General features: G+C 74.2%; 15 protein-coding genes and 1 pseudogene. 5 read left to right on the forward strand and 11 right to left on the reverse strand.

The window, feature by feature from the left end; genetic code table 11:
• On the forward strand, nt 1–438 hold a 438-nt coding region (locus AB0D10_RS43035; RefSeq protein WP_360267507.1), incomplete at its 5' end, for an FtsX-like permease family protein.
• A 90-nt stretch (nt 439–528) separates the two neighbouring features.
• Here AB0D10_RS43035 and AB0D10_RS43040 read toward each other — a convergent pair.
• The 11 genes from AB0D10_RS43040 to AB0D10_RS43090 all read right to left on the reverse strand — a co-directional run bounded on the left by AB0D10_RS43040 (nt 529) and on the right by AB0D10_RS43090 (nt 14,905).
• A complete protein-coding gene (locus tag AB0D10_RS43040; protein WP_360267510.1) occupies nt 529–2,703 on the reverse strand; it encodes an HAD-IIB family hydrolase in 2,175 nt (724 codons plus the stop codon).
• 45 nt (nt 2,704–2,748) lie between these two features.
• A complete protein-coding gene (locus tag AB0D10_RS43045; protein WP_360267513.1) occupies nt 2,749–2,883 on the reverse strand; it encodes a hypothetical protein in 135 nt (44 codons plus the stop codon).
• A gap of 360 nt (nt 2,884–3,243) precedes the next feature.
• On the reverse strand, nt 3,244–3,372 hold the full coding sequence (locus tag AB0D10_RS43050; protein ID WP_360267515.1) for an ALQxL family class IV lanthipeptide: 129 nt from the start codon (nt 3,370–3,372) through the stop codon (nt 3,244–3,246).
• A complete protein-coding gene (lanL, locus tag AB0D10_RS43055; protein ID WP_360267518.1) occupies nt 3,369–6,089 on the reverse strand; it encodes a class IV lanthionine synthetase LanL in 2,721 nt (906 codons plus the stop codon). Before lanL ends, AB0D10_RS43050 begins: the two co-directional genes overlap by 4 nt.
• 602 nt (nt 6,090–6,691) lie before the next feature.
• Nucleotides 6,692–7,117 (reverse strand): hypothetical protein, encoded by a 426-nt coding sequence (locus AB0D10_RS43060; protein ID WP_360267521.1) that lies wholly within the window; start codon nt 7,115–7,117, stop codon nt 6,692–6,694.
• A gap of 202 nt (nt 7,118–7,319) precedes the next feature.
• Nucleotides 7,320–8,705 carry an MFS transporter gene (locus AB0D10_RS43065; protein ID WP_360267524.1) on the reverse strand — a complete coding sequence of 462 codons (1,386 nt, stop codon included), beginning with the start codon at nt 8,703–8,705 and terminating at the stop codon, nt 7,320–7,322.
• Entirely contained in the window at nt 8,698–9,897 is a 1,200-nt protein-coding gene (locus AB0D10_RS43070) for a cytochrome P450 (RefSeq protein WP_360267526.1), read from the reverse strand. Before AB0D10_RS43070 ends, AB0D10_RS43065 begins: the two co-directional genes overlap by 8 nt.
• 119 nt (nt 9,898–10,016) lie before the next feature.
• Nucleotides 10,017–10,691 carry a DUF5825 family protein gene (locus tag AB0D10_RS43075; RefSeq protein WP_360267529.1) on the reverse strand — a complete coding sequence of 225 codons (675 nt, stop codon included), beginning with the start codon at nt 10,689–10,691 and terminating at the stop codon, nt 10,017–10,019.
• Nucleotides 10,672–12,624 (reverse strand): RiPP maturation radical SAM C-methyltransferase, encoded by a 1,953-nt coding sequence (locus AB0D10_RS43080; protein ID WP_360267531.1) that lies wholly within the window; start codon nt 12,622–12,624, stop codon nt 10,672–10,674. The genes AB0D10_RS43075 and AB0D10_RS43080 overlap by 20 nt, the downstream gene beginning before the upstream one ends.
• Nucleotides 12,625–12,737: 113 nt before the next feature.
• Nucleotides 12,738–12,899, reverse strand: a complete 162-nt coding sequence (locus AB0D10_RS43085) for a hypothetical protein (RefSeq protein WP_360267534.1) — start codon at nt 12,897–12,899, stop codon at nt 12,738–12,740.
• Nucleotides 12,896–14,905 (reverse strand): prolyl oligopeptidase family serine peptidase, encoded by a 2,010-nt coding sequence (locus AB0D10_RS43090; protein WP_360267536.1) that lies wholly within the window; start codon nt 14,903–14,905, stop codon nt 12,896–12,898. The genes AB0D10_RS43085 and AB0D10_RS43090 overlap by 4 nt, the downstream gene beginning before the upstream one ends.
• A 293-nt stretch (nt 14,906–15,198) precedes the next feature.
• Between AB0D10_RS43090 and AB0D10_RS43095 the strand changes: the two genes are divergently transcribed.
• The 4 genes and pseudogenes from AB0D10_RS43095 (at nt 15,199) to AB0D10_RS43110 (ending at nt 18,424) form a co-directional block, all read left to right on the forward strand.
• Nucleotides 15,199–16,266, forward strand: a complete 1,068-nt coding sequence (locus tag AB0D10_RS43095) for a polyprenyl synthetase family protein (protein ID WP_360267558.1) — start codon at nt 15,199–15,201, stop codon at nt 16,264–16,266.
• 126 nt (nt 16,267–16,392) lie between these two features.
• Nucleotides 16,393–16,497: pseudogene (locus AB0D10_RS43100) on the forward strand (flavodoxin family protein); the annotation flags it as partial.
• Nucleotides 16,498–16,661: 164 nt separating this feature from the next.
• Nucleotides 16,662–18,008 carry a DUF2254 domain-containing protein gene (locus AB0D10_RS43105; protein WP_360267539.1) on the forward strand — a complete coding sequence of 449 codons (1,347 nt, stop codon included), beginning with the start codon at nt 16,662–16,664 and terminating at the stop codon, nt 18,006–18,008.
• A 56-nt stretch (nt 18,009–18,064) separates the two neighbouring features.
• Nucleotides 18,065–18,424, forward strand: a complete 360-nt coding sequence (locus tag AB0D10_RS43110) for a hypothetical protein (RefSeq protein WP_360267542.1) — start codon at nt 18,065–18,067, stop codon at nt 18,422–18,424.
• The last annotated feature ends 42 nt before the right edge of the window (nt 18,425–18,466 follow it).

The following is an 18,466-nucleotide window of genomic DNA, read 5'->3' on the forward strand; positions in this document are numbered from 1 at the left end:
CCGCTGCAGCACGCCGCCGGCCGGCTGTTCCGGTACGCGGCCGCCGCGGGCGGCGGATTCGCCCTGCTCGCCGTGCTGTTGACGCTGTTCCGGGCTGCGCCCGAGCGCACGGCCGTGCTGGCCCGGCTGCGGACGATGGGCCTGCGGCCGCGGCAGGGGCTGGCGCTGATCGTCGCCGAGGCGCTGCCGCAGACCCTGGCGGCGGCCGTCGGCGGCGGCCTGGTCGCCGCGGCGGCGGTCGCGCTGCTGGGTGGTGCCTTCGACATCTCGACGCTGGTCGGTGCCAGGGTCGGTGACGTCCTGGCACCCGCGCTGATGCCGGTGCTGCTGCCGACGGCGGGCCTGGCCCTGCTGGTCTGCCTCGGGGTGGTGGCGGAGACGCTGGTCGCCGGCCGGCGGCAGATCGCCACCGAACTGCGCGCGGGGGAGCAGGCGTGACAGCGGGATCAGAGGGACCGGAGGAACCGGCGGGGCCAGAGGGGACCGGGCCGTGGCCGGGCCGCGAGGCGCGAGCCCGGCGGGCGGGGGTCAGGTCGTCGACGGTGAGCCGTCGGCGCAGCCGCTCCGGATCGCGTGAACGATGCGGGTCGCCCACTCGGTGGGCCGCTCGTGGCCGAGGAGTTCGGAGAGCCGGTTCATACGGGCTCGGCGTTCGGCCGGGGTGAGGTCGAGCGCTCGGCCGAGGACCGTGCTGAGGTCCTCCGGTGAGTGGGGATCGGTGAGCAGTGCGGCCGCGCCGAGTTCGGCGGCGGCGCCGGCGTGGCGGGAGAGCACCAGGACTCCCGGTCCGGTGCGGGGGTGCGGGAGACCGGCCCGCGTGGCGATGAACTCCTTGGCGGTCAGGTTCATCCCGTCCTGGAGGGAGGTCACCCAGAGCACGTCCGCCTTCAGGTATTCGTCGACGACCTCGGTGCTGGACAGGCGGCCGGGGAGGTAGTCGATCGGTTGCCAATCTCCCGTCTGCCACGCCGTGTTGACCTCGATGACGCGCTCTTCGAGGCGGCTGCGGGTGGTGTCGTAGGCGGTGATGCCGGGTTCGGGCGGCGGGCAGACGAGGCGGAAGGTGAGCCGGCCGCGCAGGTCGGGTCGGCGGGCGAGCAGGTGGTCGACGGCGTCGACCTTCTGGATCGGGGCCTTGGCGTAGTCGAGGCGTTCGACGGAGAGCACGACCCGGCCGGCGGCCGGGAGGTGTTGTGCCGCGCGGCGGCGGGCGAGCCTCTCGACGGCCGGCCGGTCGATGCCGAGCGGGTGGACGGTGGTCCGCGGTGGATCGGGCATGCCTGCCAGGGTGCGGCGGAAGTGTGCGGCGAAGTCCTCGGTGTGGAAGCCCGCCCAGTCGAGGCAGGCCAGGGAGGAGCGCAGTTCGGCGGCGACGGGGAGGGTGTCGAAGGCCTCCGCGGCGGGGAACGGGGTGTGGTGGAAGAGACCGGTCCTGAGGTCGGGTCGGAGCCGGCGCAGCAGGCCCGGGACGAGCCAGAGGTTGTAGTCGTGGAGCCAGACGGTGGCGTCGGGAGCGGCCTGCGCGCTGATGTGCTCGGCGAAGCGGGCGTTGACGGTGCGGTAGTCGGCCCAGGCCCGTTCGTCGAAGACCGACCGGCCCGGCTCGGACATCAGGACCGGCCACAGCGTTTCCTTGCAGGCGCGGTGGAAGTAACCGGTCCAGCTGTCCGGGTCGAGCGGTACGGGGGAGAGCGGCAGGCCGGCCGGGTACGGGCGGTTGCCGTACGGGCCGTCGTCCGGGTCGCCGCCGACCAGTGCGGTGACCCAGACGCCCGGCAGGCCGCCGGTGAAGGCGCTGGTCAGGGTGGGCAGGATGCCGTTGGGGCTGCTGGGCGGCTGCCAGCTGTCGCCGTTCCAGTGCAGCGGCGGGCGGTGATAGGCCACCACGAGGGAGTGCCCGCCGACGGGGCGCCCCGGGTCGGGGTCGGGACCGGCGGCTGGACCGGGACCGGGACCGGCGCCTGGGCCTGGGCCTGGATCGGGATCGGGGGAGAGCCAGCCGAGTTCCCGGAGCGCCGCGTGGATGCCGGCCGCGCCGGCCCGGTCGGGGCGGTGGACGCGCGGGTCCCCGGAGAGCGCGGTGAGCAGCGCGGGTTCGGCCTCGCCGACGACCACGGCGTGCGTGCCGAGCCGGTACAGCGAGAGGTCGTTGAGGGAGTCACCGGCCACGAGGATCTCCTCGGGCTGCCAGCCCAGCTTCCCGGCCAGGACCCGGAGGGCGTTGCCCTTGGAGGCTCCCGGTGGCAGGACGTCGAAGTAGCGGTCCGCGGAGTACTCCCAGGTGCAGCCGAGGCCTTCGACGGCTGCGGTGAGTTCGTCGGTGAGCCGGTCGGGGGCGAGGTGGTAGGAGCAGCGGCCGTCCTGGACGACGCCGTGCTGGTAGGTGAGTCCGGGGAAGCGGCGTAACGCGGCGTGCACCCGGTCCGCCCCCGGCCATCCGGTGCGCAGCTGTTCCTGGACCGGGTCGACGCGGGTGAGGTCCGTGCCGTCGATGACGGTGGCGCCGACGTCGGCGATGATCCACCGGGGCCGGGGGACGAGCGGATCGCGGAGGACCTCCCGGATCGAGGCCAGTCCGCGTCCGGTGGCGAAGACCGGGGTCACCTCGGGATGGCGAGCCAGGGCGTCCCGTAGTCGGCGTCGGTCGTCCTGCGTGCCGCCGAGCAAGGTGCCGTCCAGATCGGTGACCAGAATCCTCGACATCCGAGGGACGTTAACACGATCACGTCATGTCGTGAAGTGTTCACCTCATGCGGGGGCCCGGTGGTTGCGGGCATGGGTGTCGCGGGCGACCGGCCGGTCCAGGCCGTGGAACACCAGGTCCGTGAAGTAGGGCCCGGCGACGAGGACTTCGTACGGCCGCAGCTCTCCGTTCGTTTCCATCCGGAGAGCACAGGGTCGGCGGTCCGTCGCACGGAGCCGGACCGGGCGCCAGGCTGGGAGGTCGGGCCGGGGGGTTGGGACGGGGGCGTCGGGACGGGGCGTCGGGCCGGGGGGTCGGACCGGTGCCCCGACCCGGGGGTGACGGCGCGCGTGCGGCCGACAGCCGGACGGCGCGGGTGGCCGAGAGGGATCCCGGTCGCCCGCGCCGTCGTGGGGGTTCCGTGGTCGCGTGTCCGTGTGCGTCCGGAACGGGTACTCCCGGAGGGTGAGGGCGCGGACGTCAGGCCGCACTCCTCGGTCTCGCGGGCGACTGCCGGGTGGTCACAGGACGGGTTCGCGCTCACATCGGCCCGGTCGGGCTCACATGTCGTCGATGCTCCAGTTGCCGCACACGAAGATGCTGAACGGGAAACAGATGTAGGCCGTGGTGGCCTGCTCCTCACTGTCCAGCAGCTGCAGGGCGTTGACGTCGTCGGTCATGGTGATCACCTCCTTCCTGCCGGGTCGGGGGCGGGCAGCCAGCGGCGTGGCCCGCCGTGGTGGAGCCGGATCAGCAGGCCGAGCGGCCCGCCGAGTCCGGTGTTGTAGCCGACGCCGACCCTGGTCAGGGTGTCGTCGGGGATCAGGTGCAGTCCGTCGTGGACGACGTGACGTGCGTGGGCGCAGGCGAGGAGCTCCTCGGCGCGGCGCCGGTGGCCGGGGTCGTGCAGGGCCTCGGCCAGGTCGAGCAGGTACTCGGCGTTGCCGGCGAGGCCGTGGCAGGCGGTCGACGGGCTCCGCCACCGCCAGCGGTACACCTCGGTCGCGGCCTGTTCGGCGGTCCGGCGGTAGCGGGGATCCCCGGTGGCCTGCCAGAGGCGGATCAGGAAGGTGCCGATGCCGGAGGCGCCACTGCACCAGTGGGGTGCGTGGACGGGGGTGTCGGGGCCGTGGTCCTCGACGGGCCAGCCCGCGCCGGCGTCCCGGACGCGTGCGGTGGCGAGCAGGGTCTCGGCGGCCGCCCGGGCCGCGTGGACGAAGTCCTGCCGCTCGGCGGCGAGTCCGGCGAGCAGCAGGAAGGTGCCGACCCCGGCGACGCCGTGGGCGAAGCCGAGGTGGGTGATGCCGGCGAGTTCGGAGTCGAAGTCGGCCGGGACGGGCCACACCACACCGGACCGGCCCTTCGCGGCGGTCGTCAGCAGGTGTTCGGCGGCGGTCACCGCGCGCTTGCGGAACTCCTCGTCGCCGGTGGTCTGCCAGAAGTGGAGCTGGGTCAGACCGGCGCCGGCCACGCCGTGGCACACGTCGGGGTTGGGCCAGCGCACCGGCACCTCGCGGGCGAGGCGGGCCGCGTGCCCGGCGAGGCCGTCGTCGTCGAGCAGCCGGGCGGCGTCCAGCAGTGCCCAGGCGGTGCCGGAACGTCCGAAGTGCAGCCCGGGCAGCCGCTGCTCGCCGGCGTCGGCGCGGGCCGCGATCCACTCCGCGGCCTCGGCGACCGTCGCCCGCAGCCGCGGATCCGTCCGGTGCGCGGCGGCCGCGGTGAGGACGGACAGGATGCCGGCCGCACCGTGCTGCACGTTCAGGGGATCGGTCCGCTCGGTGGCGGGGTCGCCGGGCCAGAGCCGTACCGGGTCCAGCGGGGTCATGGTGTCCATCAGGTGGGTCAGCCCGTCGGAGAGCAGCCGCTCCGCGGTCGGGCCGTCCAGGACGTCCCCGCCGGTCGGGGCGGGCGCGGCGGCGGGGGGAGCGTCCACGGCGGCGGTGGCGGGCGGCCCGGTGAGGGCTTCGCGGGCCGCGTCCAGGCTCCACCGGTCGTCGTGGTGCTCCGCCATGAGCCCCAGCACGAGCGGCTGCAAGGCGGTCAGGTCCGGGCGGTCGGCGAGGGCGGCGGCCAGCAGGGTGGAGAGGCGGTCGTGACGGTCGCGCGTCGCCCCGAGGTCCGGGGCGAGGACGGGGTCGGTGCCGGTCAGCAGGTGGAACAGCACGGCGCCGAGGCCGTAGAGGTCGGACGTCAGGGCGGGGGCCGGGCCGCTCCCGGCGCCGTCGACGACCTCGGGCGCGCCGTAGCCCGGGGTGTGCAGCCGCAGGACGTGGTCTCCGGGGCGGGCGAGGGCCTCCAGGTCGATCAGGCGGACCTCGTCGTCCGGAGTGACCATCAGGTTGTTGGGGTTGAGGTCCCGCAGGACCAGGCCGAGTCCGTGGACGGCCCCGACGAGGGTCACCGACTGCCGGGCCAGGTCCAGCAGTCGCGCCCGGTCGGGGCGCAGCGTCTCGGACGTCCAGGCGCGCAGCGTCCGCCCGGCGACGCGCTCCTCGGCCAGGTACCGGTTGCCGCCCTGGCCGAAGGTGCCCAGTACCTGCGGACACAGGCCGAGCGGCGCGAGCAGCGCGTGCATCTCCGCCTCGTGGCCGAGCCGGTCGCCCGCGTCGGAGCCGTCGAGGGCGGCCCCGACGTGCCGGCGGGCCTCCTTGATGACGACCTCCTGCCCGGTCCGCCGGTCGGTGCCGAGGAAGACGCCGCCCTTGTACGCGTGCCGGACGGCCTTGTGCACGACGTACCGGTCGTTCAGCAGGACGCTCGTCCCGGGAGCGGGCGGGGGCTCCTCGGGCGGGGGCAGCGGGGAGACCGCCCAGGGGGGCGGGCTGAAACCGGCCTGCCGCCGGTCACGGACGAAGCTCCCGTCGGGGGCCTGCAGCATCGGCTCGGGCGAGCCGTCATTGGTGAGCCGGGGGAAGCCCCGGAAGGCGCCGTAGCGGTAGTGCACCAGGCTGCCCGGCCGGTACGGACGGTCGGAGAGGATGCCAGGCCCCGGCAGGTGCGCGGTGGCCCGGTGCAGGTCCTCGGCCAGCCGCCGGAAGTGGTCGTCGTCGTCCGGGTAGACGGTGATGAACTTGCCGCCGCCCCCGCGGTCGTAGTGGGCCGAGACGAGGTCCACCACGCGCCCGGGGGTGCCGGCGCACTTGAACGGGGCCCGGGCGGCGACGAGGACCTCGGCGGCACGGGTCAGCACCATCGGGGCGGAGAGCGGGGTGGCCGACACGTGGAGCTTCCAGCCCTGCCGCCGGCCCGTGCCGGCGTCGCCCGGGGACACCCGGCACCAGAAGTCCTCCGGGGCGACGCACCAGCCCAGCGCACCCTGTCTGCGGAGCACAGCCTCGATCAGGTCGGGGAACAGCGCGGCGTACGGATCCGCCGGGACCCGACCAGCCGTGGACCCGTCTGCCATCGTTCTTCCTTCGTTCCCTGGAGACTGCCGGAGGACTGCCGCAGCCGGTCGGCGTCCGACCGCGCCGCCATCCTGGCGTCGCGGGATCTTCGCGGTCATGGGGGACGGGCACGTATGTTCCGGCCCGCGGACCCCCACATTCCCGCGCAGCGCCTGCGGCGGGCCGGCGCCGATGCGCAACTGCCGGGGGCACGGCGTGCGTGTACCCAGGTCGGACAGGGTGCCGGGGTGGTTCGCGGGTCCGGGTGGGGGAGGCGGTTCCTCCCTCATGAGGGAGGTCGTCGCACGGGTCGAGCGCTCCCCGGGTGGCGATCGTTCCCCGGGGACATGGCCGCCGGGTCCCCGTGATCGGGCATCGCCCCGCGGTGACTCGGGGCGGCCGGGGCGCCGGCCGCGCCCGGCTCGGCGTCACGCCCGGTCCCGTGACGGGAAAGCCGGAGCCCCTTCGGCGAGGAGTCGGCCGGCAGTGCCTGGCGGAACCACTCGTCGTACGGCGTGGCGTGCCGTGCCGGCGGGACGCCCCGGCGCTGCGGAACACCTCCGCCGCTGCCCCTGCCAGGACCCGGGTCCCGGCAGGGGCAGCGGCGGAGGGGGCTGCGCCCTCAGTCCAGCTGTTTGGTCGGACCCACGCACAGGGCCCAGATGACGAAGGCGTCGATCACGATCAGGACGATCGCCCAGAACGGGTAGTGGGGCAGCCAGGCGAAGTTGGCGATCATGCTGAGCCCGGCGACGACGACGCCGACGGCCCTCGCCCACACCGCGCCGCCGAAGAGCGCCGTCCCGGCCAGGACGAGGACCACGCCGAGGGCCAGGTGGATCCAGCCCCAGCCCGTGGTGCTCCACGAGAACGTGTAGTTCCGGGTGGCCACCACCAGGTCGTTGTTCACGATGGCGGCGATTCCCTCCAGGACCATCAGGATGCCGCCGATGAGCATCATGATCGCGGCGAACGTGGTCCACCCGCCCGCGAAGGCCCGCTCCACCGTGAGGGGCCTGCGGCCTGCCCCTGTGGCACCGTCCGCCATGGTGTGGACTCCTTCCCGGGGCCAACCGTGTCACCCGTGGGGTGACCTGCTCGGAGACTCCGCTTCCAGGCTGCCACGCACCCACCGCATCCCGCGAGGGCAGGGGCCGGAGGACGGACGGGGCGCGGCCGCAGTGCCGTGCCGTGCCGCAGCGCAACGCCGTGCCGCGGCGCAACGCCGTGCCGCGGCGGGGGCGGCGACCTCAGAGTTCGCGGATCTCCTGTCTGGTCAGCGCGTACCCGAACGCGGCCAGCAGGCAGAGCCCGGTCGTCGCGAACACCCCCCGGCTGCCGAAGGCGTCCACCGCGGCGCCGGCCGCGACCACGGACAGCGGGAAGACTCCCAGTGCGCAGAAGGTGATGGCTCCCATGACCCGGGCCAGGAGCGCGGGCGGGGTGCTCTTCTGCACGCCGGTGACGACCAGGACGTTGGTCACCGTGCCGGCGCCGCCGGCCAGGCAGAGCAGCAGTGCGGCGCCGATGAGGCCGGCGAACGGGACCAGGCCGATCGCCGCGCCCATCACCAGGCCGGAGAGCATCGCCGTGCGGCCCCGGGATCGCAGTTCGGTGAGGCCCGCGGCGAACAGGCCGCCGAGCAGGGCGCCGCCGGCGAAGGCGGCCAGGAGCAGGCCCAGTCCGACGGCGCCGGCGGCGAAGCCCTGGGTGGCCAGGGCCGGCAGGGCGACCCGGGTGGCGCCGCCCACCGTCAGGTTGGCGATCACCGTCACGGTCAGGACCGCACGCAGCAGCGGTGATTCCCGGAGCAGGCCGCGGAAGTTCTTCGGCACGGCGGAGCGTTCGGAGACCGGGCCGGGCGGTGCGACGGGGCTGCCGCGCCCGATGAGCAGCAGCGTGCCGGTCGACACGGCGAAGGTCGCCGCGTCGACGGCCAGGGCGGCGGCCGGGTTCAGCCAGGCAGCGAGCGGGCCGGCCACCGCCGGGCCGAGCAGACCCGCGCCGAAGGTGACCGTGCTGTTCAGCGCGTTGCCCGCGTGCAGGTCCTCGGCGGGAAGCAGCGACGGGGTGACGGCCCAGGCGGCCGGCAGGAAGACCCCTGCTCCGAGGCCGACCAGCAGGGCGAGCCCGCCGATCAGCCGGAAGTCCGCCACCCCGGCGGCGGCGACCGCGCACAGTCCGGCGGTGGCGAGCAGCCGGCCGAGATCGGCGGTCAGCATGATCCGCCGGGCGCCGTACCGGTCGGCGAGCATCCCGCCGAGCGGGGTGGCGGCCAGCCGGCCCGCGCCGTAGGCGGCGACCACCAGGCTCAACTGGCGGGCGCCTCCGGCGAGGGAGTAGACCAGCAGCGGCAGGGCGACCACCTGGAACGCGTTGCCGAACTCCGAGGTCCCCTGCCCGATCACCAGGAGCCGGAAGCCGCGCGAGCGCAGCGGTGCGACGCCGATCCGGGGGCGGAACCGCACCAGCACTGCCGCCCGGCCCGCTCGCGCGCCGGCCGTCCCCGAGTCGGCCGTTCCCGCGTCGGTATCCGCGATGCCCGGCTCCGCGTCCGCCCCCGTGCTGTCCGTCGCTGCGCCGTCCGTCCCGGTGCTGCCCATCCCGGTGTCGCCCGTCCCCGTGCTGCTAGCCATTGAGCGAGACCGGCAGCGATTCCAGGCCGCGCAGCATGATCGTGTTGCGCCACGGCAGGGTCTCCTCCGCGGCGGCCAGTTCGATCCGCGCGAAGCGCTCCAGCAGGCCGGTGAGCGCGACCTCGCTCTCCAGCTTGCCGAGGAAGGAGCCGAGGCAGCGGTGCAGGCCCTGCCCGAAGGCGAGGTGGCCCGGATCGCCCCGGTCCAGGATCAGCCGGTCGGGTTCGGTGAAGCGGGCCGGGTCCCGGTTGGCGGCGCCGAGCGAGAGCAGCACCAGCTCGTCCGCCGGGATCTCCACGTCGTCGACCATCACGTCGGCGTCGGTGAACCGCAGGGTGGCCATGCTCACCGGGGACTCGTAGCGCAGGAACTCGTCGATCGCGACCGGCATCGCCGCCGGGTTGGCGCGCAGCCAGGCGAGCTGGTCGGGGTGGTGGAGCAGCGCCAGGGTGGCGGTGCCGAGCAAGTTGACGGTGGTCTCGTGGCCGCCGATCAGCAGCAGGAAGACCATCGAGAACACCTCCTGCTCGGTGAGTTCGCCGGCGTCCCGGGCCTGTACCAGGTCGGTCAGGATGTCGGCCTTCGGTGACGTCTGCCGGGCTGTCATCAACTCCCTCAGGTAGTCGTTCAGTTCGGAGGTGGCCTGGGCGAAGGTCAGGTCGCCGCCCTGGGTGAGGATCGCGGTCGACCAGGTGCGGAAGGCCTGCATGTCCTCCGGGGGGAAGCCCAGCAGCTCGCAGATGATCATGATCGGCAGCGGGAAGGCGAAGTCCGTCACCAGGTCGGCGCTCTCCCGCTCGCGCAGCCCGTCCAGCAGGCCGCCGGCGATGCGCTCGACCAGCGGTCGCATCAGGTCGACCCGCCTGCGGGTGAAGACGCCCTGGATCAGCCGGCGCAGCCGGGTGTGGTCCGGCGGGTCGCTGTTGAGCATGTGGACCACCTCCGAACCGAGCGTGAGGCCGGCGCCCCGCCCGCTCGCGATGGCCTGGCTGCGGCGGACGTCCTGCCCGAAGCGCGGGTCCGTCAGCGCGGCCCGGACGTCCTGGTGGCGCGTCACGAGGTAGACCGGCAGGCCCTCGCCGAACTCCACGACGGAGACCGCGCCGGCCTCGCGGATCCGGGCGAGCGTGGGGTAGGGATCGCGGATGAAGGCGGACATCCGTGCGGCGGCGTCGTCGACCGCGGTGCTCATGGCTCTCTCCTCGGGCTCGAAACTCTCGCGGTTGCGCAGGTACGCGGCCACGCAGGTACGCAGTCGCACGGGACCGTCGTCACACGGGACCGTCGTCACACGGGCGCGCGGCCGCGCGGCTACACCGTCAGCGACGGGAAGGGCCAGCGGCGCACCCGCATGGGCAGGAACCAGGTGCGGCCGGCCTGTTCGGCGACCAGACCGGCCTCGGTGAAGTCCCGGTGGACGGCGTCCGGCAGCAGGCCTGGCTCGACGCCCTCGGCCAGCGCGGCCAGCTGTGCCAGGTGTCCCGGCTCGTCGATGGTGAACAGTTCCAGCGTCCCGAAGCGGCGGTCGCGCACCTCGACGAAGCCGGGGCCGCGCCGGAAGACGCACTTGCACGGGAAGTACGTGGCGCGCCAGTCGGTGAGGACGTCCTGCGGGGCGCCGGTCAACTGCTCCGGCGGGTACAGGTGGTGGAATCGGCGCTGCGCCGCGCAGCCGTCCGTGCAGACCGCCTGCCAGAGCACGGCGAGCCCCTGCCCGGTCGCCTCGCGCAGCAGCATCAGCGCCCGCGCGGAGGCCGCCGTCGCGTCCGCGCAGAGCCGTACCGGCTCGGTCAGCCGCAGGCAGCGGACCCCGGCGCGGTGCAGGTCGGTGACCTCCGCCCGCGCCGGGCCGGCCAGGGTGCGGCGGCCGAGCGCGAAGCCCGGAACCTCCCGTGCGGCGGGGTCGTAGTCGAGCCACAGCTCGACCTCCGGGCCGGCCGCGTGCCAGGCGGCGGTGTCGGTCCGGTCAGCCGATCGTGACGGCATCGGGCACCTCCTCCGTGTCCGGGCGGGCGGCCTCGGGCACCTCGTCGGTTCGGGGACGGGCGGCGGCGGGGCCGTGTCGGTGCTGCATCCGCATCAGCACCTGGTTGTCGGATTCGACGGCGACCTGAAGGAAGCTGTCCCCGTCGTGGAACAGCAGGCCCAGCGCGGTGAAGCGCTCCAGCACCGGCTCGACCGCCGCCGCGCCGCCGGGGACCTTGGCGGCCAGTGCGGCGGGCGAGCGCGGCTGGGCCAGCAGCCGGAAGACGGCGAGTTCCACCGGATCGGTCAGCTCGACCACCCGCCAGTCGTACCCGGGCCGGGTGTTGACGAGCACAACCCGTCCGTCCGCGTCCCGGTAGCTGAGCCGGGCGTCCGGGAACCGCGCGAGCCAGGTGTCGACCGCCGCGCTCAGCCGCTCCGCGAGGTCGCCGCCGATGCCGCGCGGCGGCGCGGTGAACACGTAGGCCAGCTCGGCCAGTTCGCTCTCCGGGAGGCGGTAGGTCGCGCGGTATTGGAAGGCCGGCCGGGTGATCGCGAAGCCCAGCTCGGGGCGGTCGAAGTACGGGCTGAACCGCTCGACCGCGATCCGTCCCGCTCCGGTCGGCGGGTCCAGGTGGTGCAGCACGGGCAGTTGGCGGATCACCGACTCGTAGTCGGCCGGCTGTTCGCCCGGGAAGCCGTAGAGGTAGTTCCAGGTCACCGACACCCCGGCGCTCTGCGCGTCCCGCAGCGCGCGGACGTTCTGGCAGCCCGTCACCCCCTTGTCCATGATCCGCAGGACCCGGGTGCTCAGGCTCTCGATGCCGGGCTGCACCTGGGCCGCGCCCGAGTCGCCGAGGAGCTGGAACTGGTGGCGGCGCAGGTTGGCCTTGATCTCGAAGTGCAGCCGCAGATCGACCGGGAGTTCGGCGAGCGACGTGAGGACGGTGTCGAAGTAGCCCATGTCCAGGATGTTGTCGACCACGTAGACGTCCAGCAGCCGGTGGCGTTCGGCGAGTGCGAGCACCTCGGCGAGGAAGTCGGCGGGCGGCTTGGAACGGAACTCCATCGAGGAGCCGTTGAGCCCGCAGAACGTGCAGTGGTGCTTCTCGCCCCACCAGCAGCCCCGGGATCCTTCGACGACGAGCTTGGGATCGACCCAGCCGGCCGCGACGGAGGCGTCGAGCCGTTCGAAGAAGCCGTCGTAGCGGGGCGGCAGGATCGCCGCGGGCGGCAGCGGGCGTCTCGTCATCTCGTTGGCCTTCGACGTCCCGGAGACGTCGCGCCAGCACAGCCCGGGGACGGCGGAGAGGTCGCCGCCCTCCAGGAGCGCCGGGAAGGCGGCCTCGCCCTCGCCGCGCACCACGTAGTCCAGGAAGGGGAAGTTGCGGTGCAGCGCGGCGCCCTGCGGGCCGTCGCAGTTCGCGCCGCCGAACACCGTGCGCACCTGCGGGCACCGTTGCTTGAGCAGTTTCGCGGCGGCGAGGCTCGCGGTGTTCTGCTGGAAGGTGGTGGTGAAGCCGACCAGGTCCGGCGGGTCGGCGGCGAGTTCCTCGACCAGTCTGGCGATGAACGCGGGGGCGATCGCGCGGGTGGCCCGGGTCAGCGCGATCTCCTGTTCGCTCGCGCCGTTGGTGGCCAGGTACTCGACGTAGCTCGCGAAGCCGGTGCCGGTGCCGGCGCTGTCGGTGTCGAGGTCGGCGTCGTTGTCGCCGTACAGCGCGCCGGCGAAGGCCCAGTCGCCCGCGCCCTGGAAGTAGGACTTCTCCGAGAAGTACTGGTAGTCGTCCACGCCGAAGCCCGCGTGCTCGGCCGCCCAGTCCACGAAGTCCAGGTTGGCGTACCGCACTTCGACCACGTGCCCGGCGCGCGCGGCGGCGGTGTGCAGGATCCCGAGAGCCAGCGACGGCACGTCGATCGCGCCCCAGGGCATGTGCAGCAGGACGATACGCATGGTGGCCACTTCTGTCGGGTCGCGGTCGGTCGGGTCGCGGTCGGTCGTCGTTCCGCAGGCGGTCGGCGGGGTGCCGCTCCGGGGTGCCGAGGGCGCCCCGGAGCGACGGTGGGTCACTTGCCCTTGGCTTCCGGCTTCGGCTTCGGCTGCCCCTTGAGGGCAGGCGCGACCGGTGCGGCCTTGGTGATGTCGAGCGCGAAGTTCTGGACCACGACGGCGCCCCGGTCACGCTCCGGGGTGCTGATCGGGTCGTTCTGAATGCTGCGTCGCTTCATGGCTGTTCACCTCCTTCCATCGGCTCGGCGGGTGCCTCGGGGCGATCGCCCCGAGGTGACCGGGGGAGCGGAGCGGGCCAGGCGTGTTCGGCGAACCGGACCATCGCGGCCAGCACCGATCGGTGGTCGGCGGTCCGGCGGCTGTAGTGGCCGCCGTCCACCCAGAGCAGTTCGTGCGGCACCGCGCGCCGGCGCAGGTCCGCGGCGTACCGGGCGACCTGGTCGGGCGGGCACCGCTCGTCGGTCCGCGACGCGACCAGCAGGACGGGCGAGCGGACCCGGTGCACGTACGAGCGCGGGTCGGCCGCTCGGTAGCGCTCGGGCACCTCGTCCGGGGTCCCGCCGAAGAGTTGCCGGTCGAGCTCGCGCAGTGCGGGGGTGGTGGCGCGGTAGGCGGCCGGGTAGTCCGCGATCGGCTGGGCGGCCATGCCGAGCGACCACAGCTCCGGCTGCGCGCCCATCGCCAGCAGGGTCAGGTAGCCGCCCCACGAGAATCCGCACAGGCCGGTGCGCTCCGCGAGCGCCGTCCCGTCGGCGACCAGTTCCGCGCGGACGGCGGCCAGGTCCTCGATCTGCGCCAGCCCGACCCGGTGGCCGTACTCGTGCTGCCAGCGGGCGCCGTAGCCGGTGGAGCCGCGGTAGTTGGTGCGCACCACCGCGTAGCCGCGGCCGACCAGGGCGTTCACCCGCGGGTCGTAGGAGTCCCGGTCGTGGGTGGCGGGGCCGCCGTGGACCAGGAAGAGGGTCGGCCACGGGCCCCGGCCGGCCGGGGTGCTGACGAAGCTGTGGATCCGCCCGTACGGCCGGGGGGTCCAGCGCCGGCTGCGGGAGGTGTCGTCCTGGTCCGGGTCGAGGTGGTGCGCGTTCTCCGCGCCGGGGCGCAGGACCAGCGGCCGGGGCGGTGTCGACTCCCGGCTCCAGACGCAGTGCAGGGTGCCGTCCGGGGCGCAGGACAGGTCGTGGATCGTGCCGCCGGGGGTGCGGATCTCCCGGACGGGCGGAGCCTGTGCTGCCGGTCTCCGGTCCACGGGTCTTTGCGGTGCGCCCTGCTGCGGTGCCTCCTGCTGTGGCGCTTCCTGCTGCGGCGCTGTCCGGCCCGGCCGCGGGCCGAGGTCGGCGACGAGCAGTCGGCTGCGCCCGGCCTGCTCGTGCTGGATCAGAACCCCGCGCGGCCCCCGGTACCATCCGGCCGATATCTGCGAGTCGAACGACAGCCCCGGGCACCTGCGCAGCCCCGGGCCCGCCCGCCAGGTCGCGACGGTGTACCGCTCGTCCTCCTCGACCACCAGCAGCAGTTCCGGTTCGAGGAGCGCGAGCGGGTTGAACTCGATCGGCCAGAGCCGCAGGCGGCGGTCCCCGGCCAGTCGCAGCGGACGGGCGGCCGGACTGTCCGTCCGGCCGCCCGCCCGGGGGGCCGCCTGAGCATCCGTCGGCCACAGGACCACGGCGTCGTCCCCGTCGGGCCGCCCGCCGAGGGCGAGCAGCCGACCGTCCGGCGACAGGTCGGCCAGGCCCAGGTACCCCGGCACCGAGCCGATCAGCCGGGCCTCGCCTGCGGGCGGTCCGACGTAGCAGTGCGAGGCGCCGTCGACACCGACGGCCACCGCCGCGAGCGCGCCCGTCCGGTCGAAGGCGACGCCGTACGCCCGCCCGGGCGGCACGCCGTGCAGCGCCTCGCCGTCTGCCGTACCCGGGCCGTTCGCCGTCCCCGACCTGTTCGGCGTACCCGAGCCGTCAGTTCCGCCCGAGTCGTCCGCCGCGCCGGTGAACGGCTCGCGCCGCCACCGCCCTTCCCCCGCACTGTCGGCGTCGAACCACCAGATGGCGTCGCCGTCCGGCTCGATCTCGCTCAGGTGGACGCCCTCCGGCCGGTCGGTGACCACCCGGCGCCGATCCGTGCTCAGGTCCCAGGCGACGGCCTGCCAGCGCTCGTCGACGAGCCGTGTCTCGACCGCGCGGTCGGCCGCCAGGGCGGCGAAGCCGGGGGACTGGAACGCCTGCGTCACGGACCCGGCCCTTCCGGCTCGATGGTGGGAACAGGCTGCGCTGAACGTTCCGAGGCCGGCGATCCGGTGTGAAGATCCGGTGAACCGACGTGAAGAAAAGGTCACTTGTGGAGGATCGCGGCCACTCTAGGGGGGTGCCGTGATGGCGAACAGACCTTTCGCACAGTTGGCCGAAAGATGGCCGACCCCGACGGATCGACCCCGACGGATCGACCGCGACGGATCGACCGCGACCCCGGCGGCGCGGGTGCGCCCGTGCGGATGCGAGGGTGAGCCCCGTGAACGAAACGATCATGGCAGCAGCCCGCGAACGGGCCGCCGGACACCGGCGCCGCTTCGACCTGCGCTTCGAGGCCTACTTCGCCGCCTTGCCGGAGCGCCTCGACACGCCGCCGCTCAGCCGCTTCACCCCACGCTGCCTGGAGCTGCTGCGGGACCTCTCGCTGCGCGGCGGCAAGCGGCTGCGGGTCGCCCTGCTGTACGAGGCCGCCCGGCTGGTCACCACCGACCCGGTGCCCGGCCTGGCGGAGGCCGCGCTGAGCATCGAACTGCTCCAGACGCACGGGCTCGTCCACGACGACATCATCGACGACGCGCCCGTACGCCGTGGCGGGCCCTCCACCTACTACGCCTACCGCCGGGAGTTCCCCGAGGCGGACCGCACCGCGCTCGGCCTGGCCGTCCTGGCCGGGGACCTCGCCGCCTTCCTCTCGATGCGGGTCCTGCTGGACGCGGACGTCCCCGCGGAACTGCGCCAGGCGATGCTGGAGGTGCAGCTGAACGCCGGCGCCGAGACGGTCGCCGGCCAGATCGTCGACCTCGAACGCGACTTCCGGCCGCTCCCGGACGAGGAGTTCCTGCACACCGTCTGCGAGTACAAGTCCACCCGGTACTCCGTGCTCGCCCCGCTCCGGCTGGGACTGCTGGCCGCCGGCGAGGACGTGGCCCGGCACGACGCACGGCTGCGCCGGTACGCGACCCTGGTCGGCATCGGCGGCCAGTTGCGTGACGACTACCTCGACCTGTTCGGTGACGAGGACGCCACCGGCAAGTCCACCGGTGCCGACCTGCGCGCGGGACGCCGCAGCTACGCCGTCAGCGCCCTGCTCGCCGGCGCGGACGAGGGGCAGCGTGCCGTGGTGGAGTCCGCACTCGGCGACCCGCACTGCCCGGACGACACGGTCGAGCAGGTCCGCGAGCTGGCCCGGCTGCTGGGCGTGGACGGGAAGCTCCGCTCCGAGATGCGCCGCTGCGCCGATGCGGCCCGGGCCGAGGCCGAGGGCTGGCGCCCGCACTGGCGCCAGGACGCGGTGGCGTTCTTCGAGGGCCTGCCGCTGTCGAACGTGATCGCGGGCGGGTGACCGGGCGGCAGGGTGATCGGGCGGCAGGGCGGCAGGGCGGCAGGGCGGCGCGGGTCCGGCGGCCGGACGACACCCGGGAGCGTCCGAGGGCACCGGAGAACACCGGTGAACACCGGAGAGGGGGGCACCGATCGCGACACCACCTCCATGACCTGGAACCGGCTCCACCTGGCCCGCATACTCAAGGACGCCGACGGCATTCCGGCCCACGGGAGCCGGCGCCCGGAGTGGCACGTCGGCGGCCGCTCCGACGTCGTGAGCCCTGCGGCACACCGCCGGCCCCGCTCCCGGCTGCTCACAGGAGGTTCCTCGGTGTCACCCCGTCCGCGGTCCACCGGGTCCACCGGGTCCACCGGGTCCGACGGTCGACGTCGCCCGGCGGAAGGCAGGTCGACGTGATCCGCGGGGTCCACCTGGAGGCGCAGTGGCGCCGCGAGGCGCTGCGGACGAACCTGTGGGTCGTGCCGATCCTGGAGGTCGTGCTCGCCGCGCTGCTGTTCGCCGTCACCTGGTCCCTGGACCGGGCCGCCTACCGGGGGGACCTCACCCTGCCGTCCTGGGTGATCAGCGGCACCGCCGACGCCGCCCGTCAGACGCTCGCCGCCATCGCGGCAGCCCTGATCACCGTCGTGGGCGTGGTGTTCTCGATCATGATCGTGACGCTGACCCTGGCCTCCACCCAGTTCGGCCCGCGCATGCTGCGGACCTTCATCCGGGACCGCACCACCCAGCTGACCCTGGGCACCTTCGTCGGCACGTTCGTGTACACGATGCTGTCGCTGGTCGTCATCGGGCCCGCCTCGCACGGCGACCTCGTGCCCCATCTGTCCATCACCGTCTGCATGGTGCTGGTGATGGCCGACCTGGCCGTGCTGATCTACTTCATCCACCACATCGCCACGTCCATCCAGCTGCCCAGGGTCATCGCCAGCATCGCGGCGGAGCTCTCGGCGGCGATCCAGGCGGACGCGGGCGAACCGGCACGGGCCGGCGGGGCCGCCGCCGGGCTGTCCGCGGCCGAACTGCATGCCCGGCTCGACACGGCGGGCGCGGCCGTTCCGGCGCCGGCCAGTGGCTACCTGCAGTTCGTCCGGCACCGCACGCTCGTCCGGATGGCGACGGAGCTCGACGCCGTCATCCGGCTGGACCACCGGCCCGGGCACTTCCTGGTGCGGGGGCATCAGCTCGCCACGGTCTGGCCCGCCGAGGCGGCGCCCGAGGTGGCCCGGAGCTTCGCCCGCGCCCACATCACCGGCTCGACCCGGACGCTCGCCCAGGACGTCGCCTTCGCCGTCGACCAGTTGGTGGAGATCGCCATCCGGGCGCTCTCCACTGCCGTCAACGACACCTTCACCGCCCTGACCTGCATCGACTGGCTCGGCGAGGGCCTGTGCCGGGTCGCCGCCCACTGGCACCCGAATCCGGTCCACCGGGACGGGACCGGACACATCCGGGTGATGACCGCCCCCGTGAGCTACGAACGGCTGGTCGAGCGCGCCTTCGAGAAGATCCGTCAGGCCGCCCACGGCATGCCGGCCGTCCTGATCCGCCAGCTCGACGCCCTCGCGGAGATCATGTCCGAGACGACGACGGAGCAGCAGAGCCGGGTGCTCCTCGACCAGGCCGAGATGATCGAACGCCTCAGCCGCGCGTCGGTGACCGAACAGGCCGACCGCGCCGACGTCCACCGCCGCTACCTGAACCTCCTCGCCGTGCACGCAGGCCTCGCCGGGCGGGACTGACGGCGCCAGGCGGGACTGACGGCGCCGGGGGCGGACCGGACGGCCGCCCCGCTCAGGTGCACCAGAACAGCAGGCGGGTACAGCTCGGCGTGGCGGTCGGGGAGGTCGGGTGCGGGCTGACGGAGGGCTGCGGCGCGGGAGCGGTGTTCGGGCCGGTCGTGCTCGGGGCGGGGGTCGCGGGCGGGTCCGCCGGCGGCCGGGAGACGGCCGACGAGGACGGGCCCGAGGCGGACGCCGAGGCCGTGCCGCCGGACGGCTTGGACCGGGTGGCGGTGGCCGACGCCTGCGACCGGGCCGTGGCCGCGCTCGTGACGGCGATCGGGACCGGTGAGGCCGGGGCGCCGGGGGTCGACGCGGCTTCCTGCGAGGGGGATTCGGGGCCCGTGGCGGCCGGGGCCACCGCGCCGTCCGAATGACCGCCGGCCAGCAGGACGGTGGCCAGCCCGCAGACCACCACG

This window comes from Kitasatospora sp. NPDC048545, assembly GCF_040651155.1.
Taxonomy (GTDB): domain Bacteria; phylum Actinomycetota; class Actinomycetes; order Streptomycetales; family Streptomycetaceae; genus Kitasatospora.

Excerpts from the sequence above, each read along its gene's own strand:
- AB0D10_RS43040 (WP_360267510.1), bottom strand. The coding sequence starts at position 2,703 with ATGTCGAGGATTCTGGTCACCGATCTGGACGGCACCTTGCTCGGCGGC.
- AB0D10_RS43045 (WP_360267513.1), bottom strand. The coding sequence starts at position 2,883 with ATGGAAACGAACGGAGAGCTGCGGCCGTACGAAGTCCTCGTCGCCGGG.
- lanL (WP_360267518.1), bottom strand. The coding sequence starts at position 6,089 with ATGGCAGACGGGTCCACGGCTGGTCGGGTCCCGGCGGATCCGTACGCC.
- AB0D10_RS43060 (WP_360267521.1), bottom strand. The coding sequence starts at position 7,117 with ATGGCGGACGGTGCCACAGGGGCAGGCCGCAGGCCCCTCACGGTGGAG.
- AB0D10_RS43065 (WP_360267524.1), bottom strand. The coding sequence starts at position 8,705 with ATGGCTAGCAGCACGGGGACGGGCGACACCGGGATGGGCAGCACCGGG.
- AB0D10_RS43070 (WP_360267526.1), bottom strand. The coding sequence starts at position 9,897 with ATGAGCACCGCGGTCGACGACGCCGCCGCACGGATGTCCGCCTTCATC.
- AB0D10_RS43075 (WP_360267529.1), bottom strand. The coding sequence starts at position 10,691 with ATGCCGTCACGATCGGCTGACCGGACCGACACCGCCGCCTGGCACGCG.
- AB0D10_RS43080 (WP_360267531.1), bottom strand. The coding sequence starts at position 12,624 with ATGCGTATCGTCCTGCTGCACATGCCCTGGGGCGCGATCGACGTGCCG.
- AB0D10_RS43085 (WP_360267534.1), bottom strand. The coding sequence starts at position 12,899 with ATGAAGCGACGCAGCATTCAGAACGACCCGATCAGCACCCCGGAGCGT.
- AB0D10_RS43095 (WP_360267558.1), top strand. The coding sequence starts at position 15,199 with ATGGCAGCAGCCCGCGAACGGGCCGCCGGACACCGGCGCCGCTTCGAC.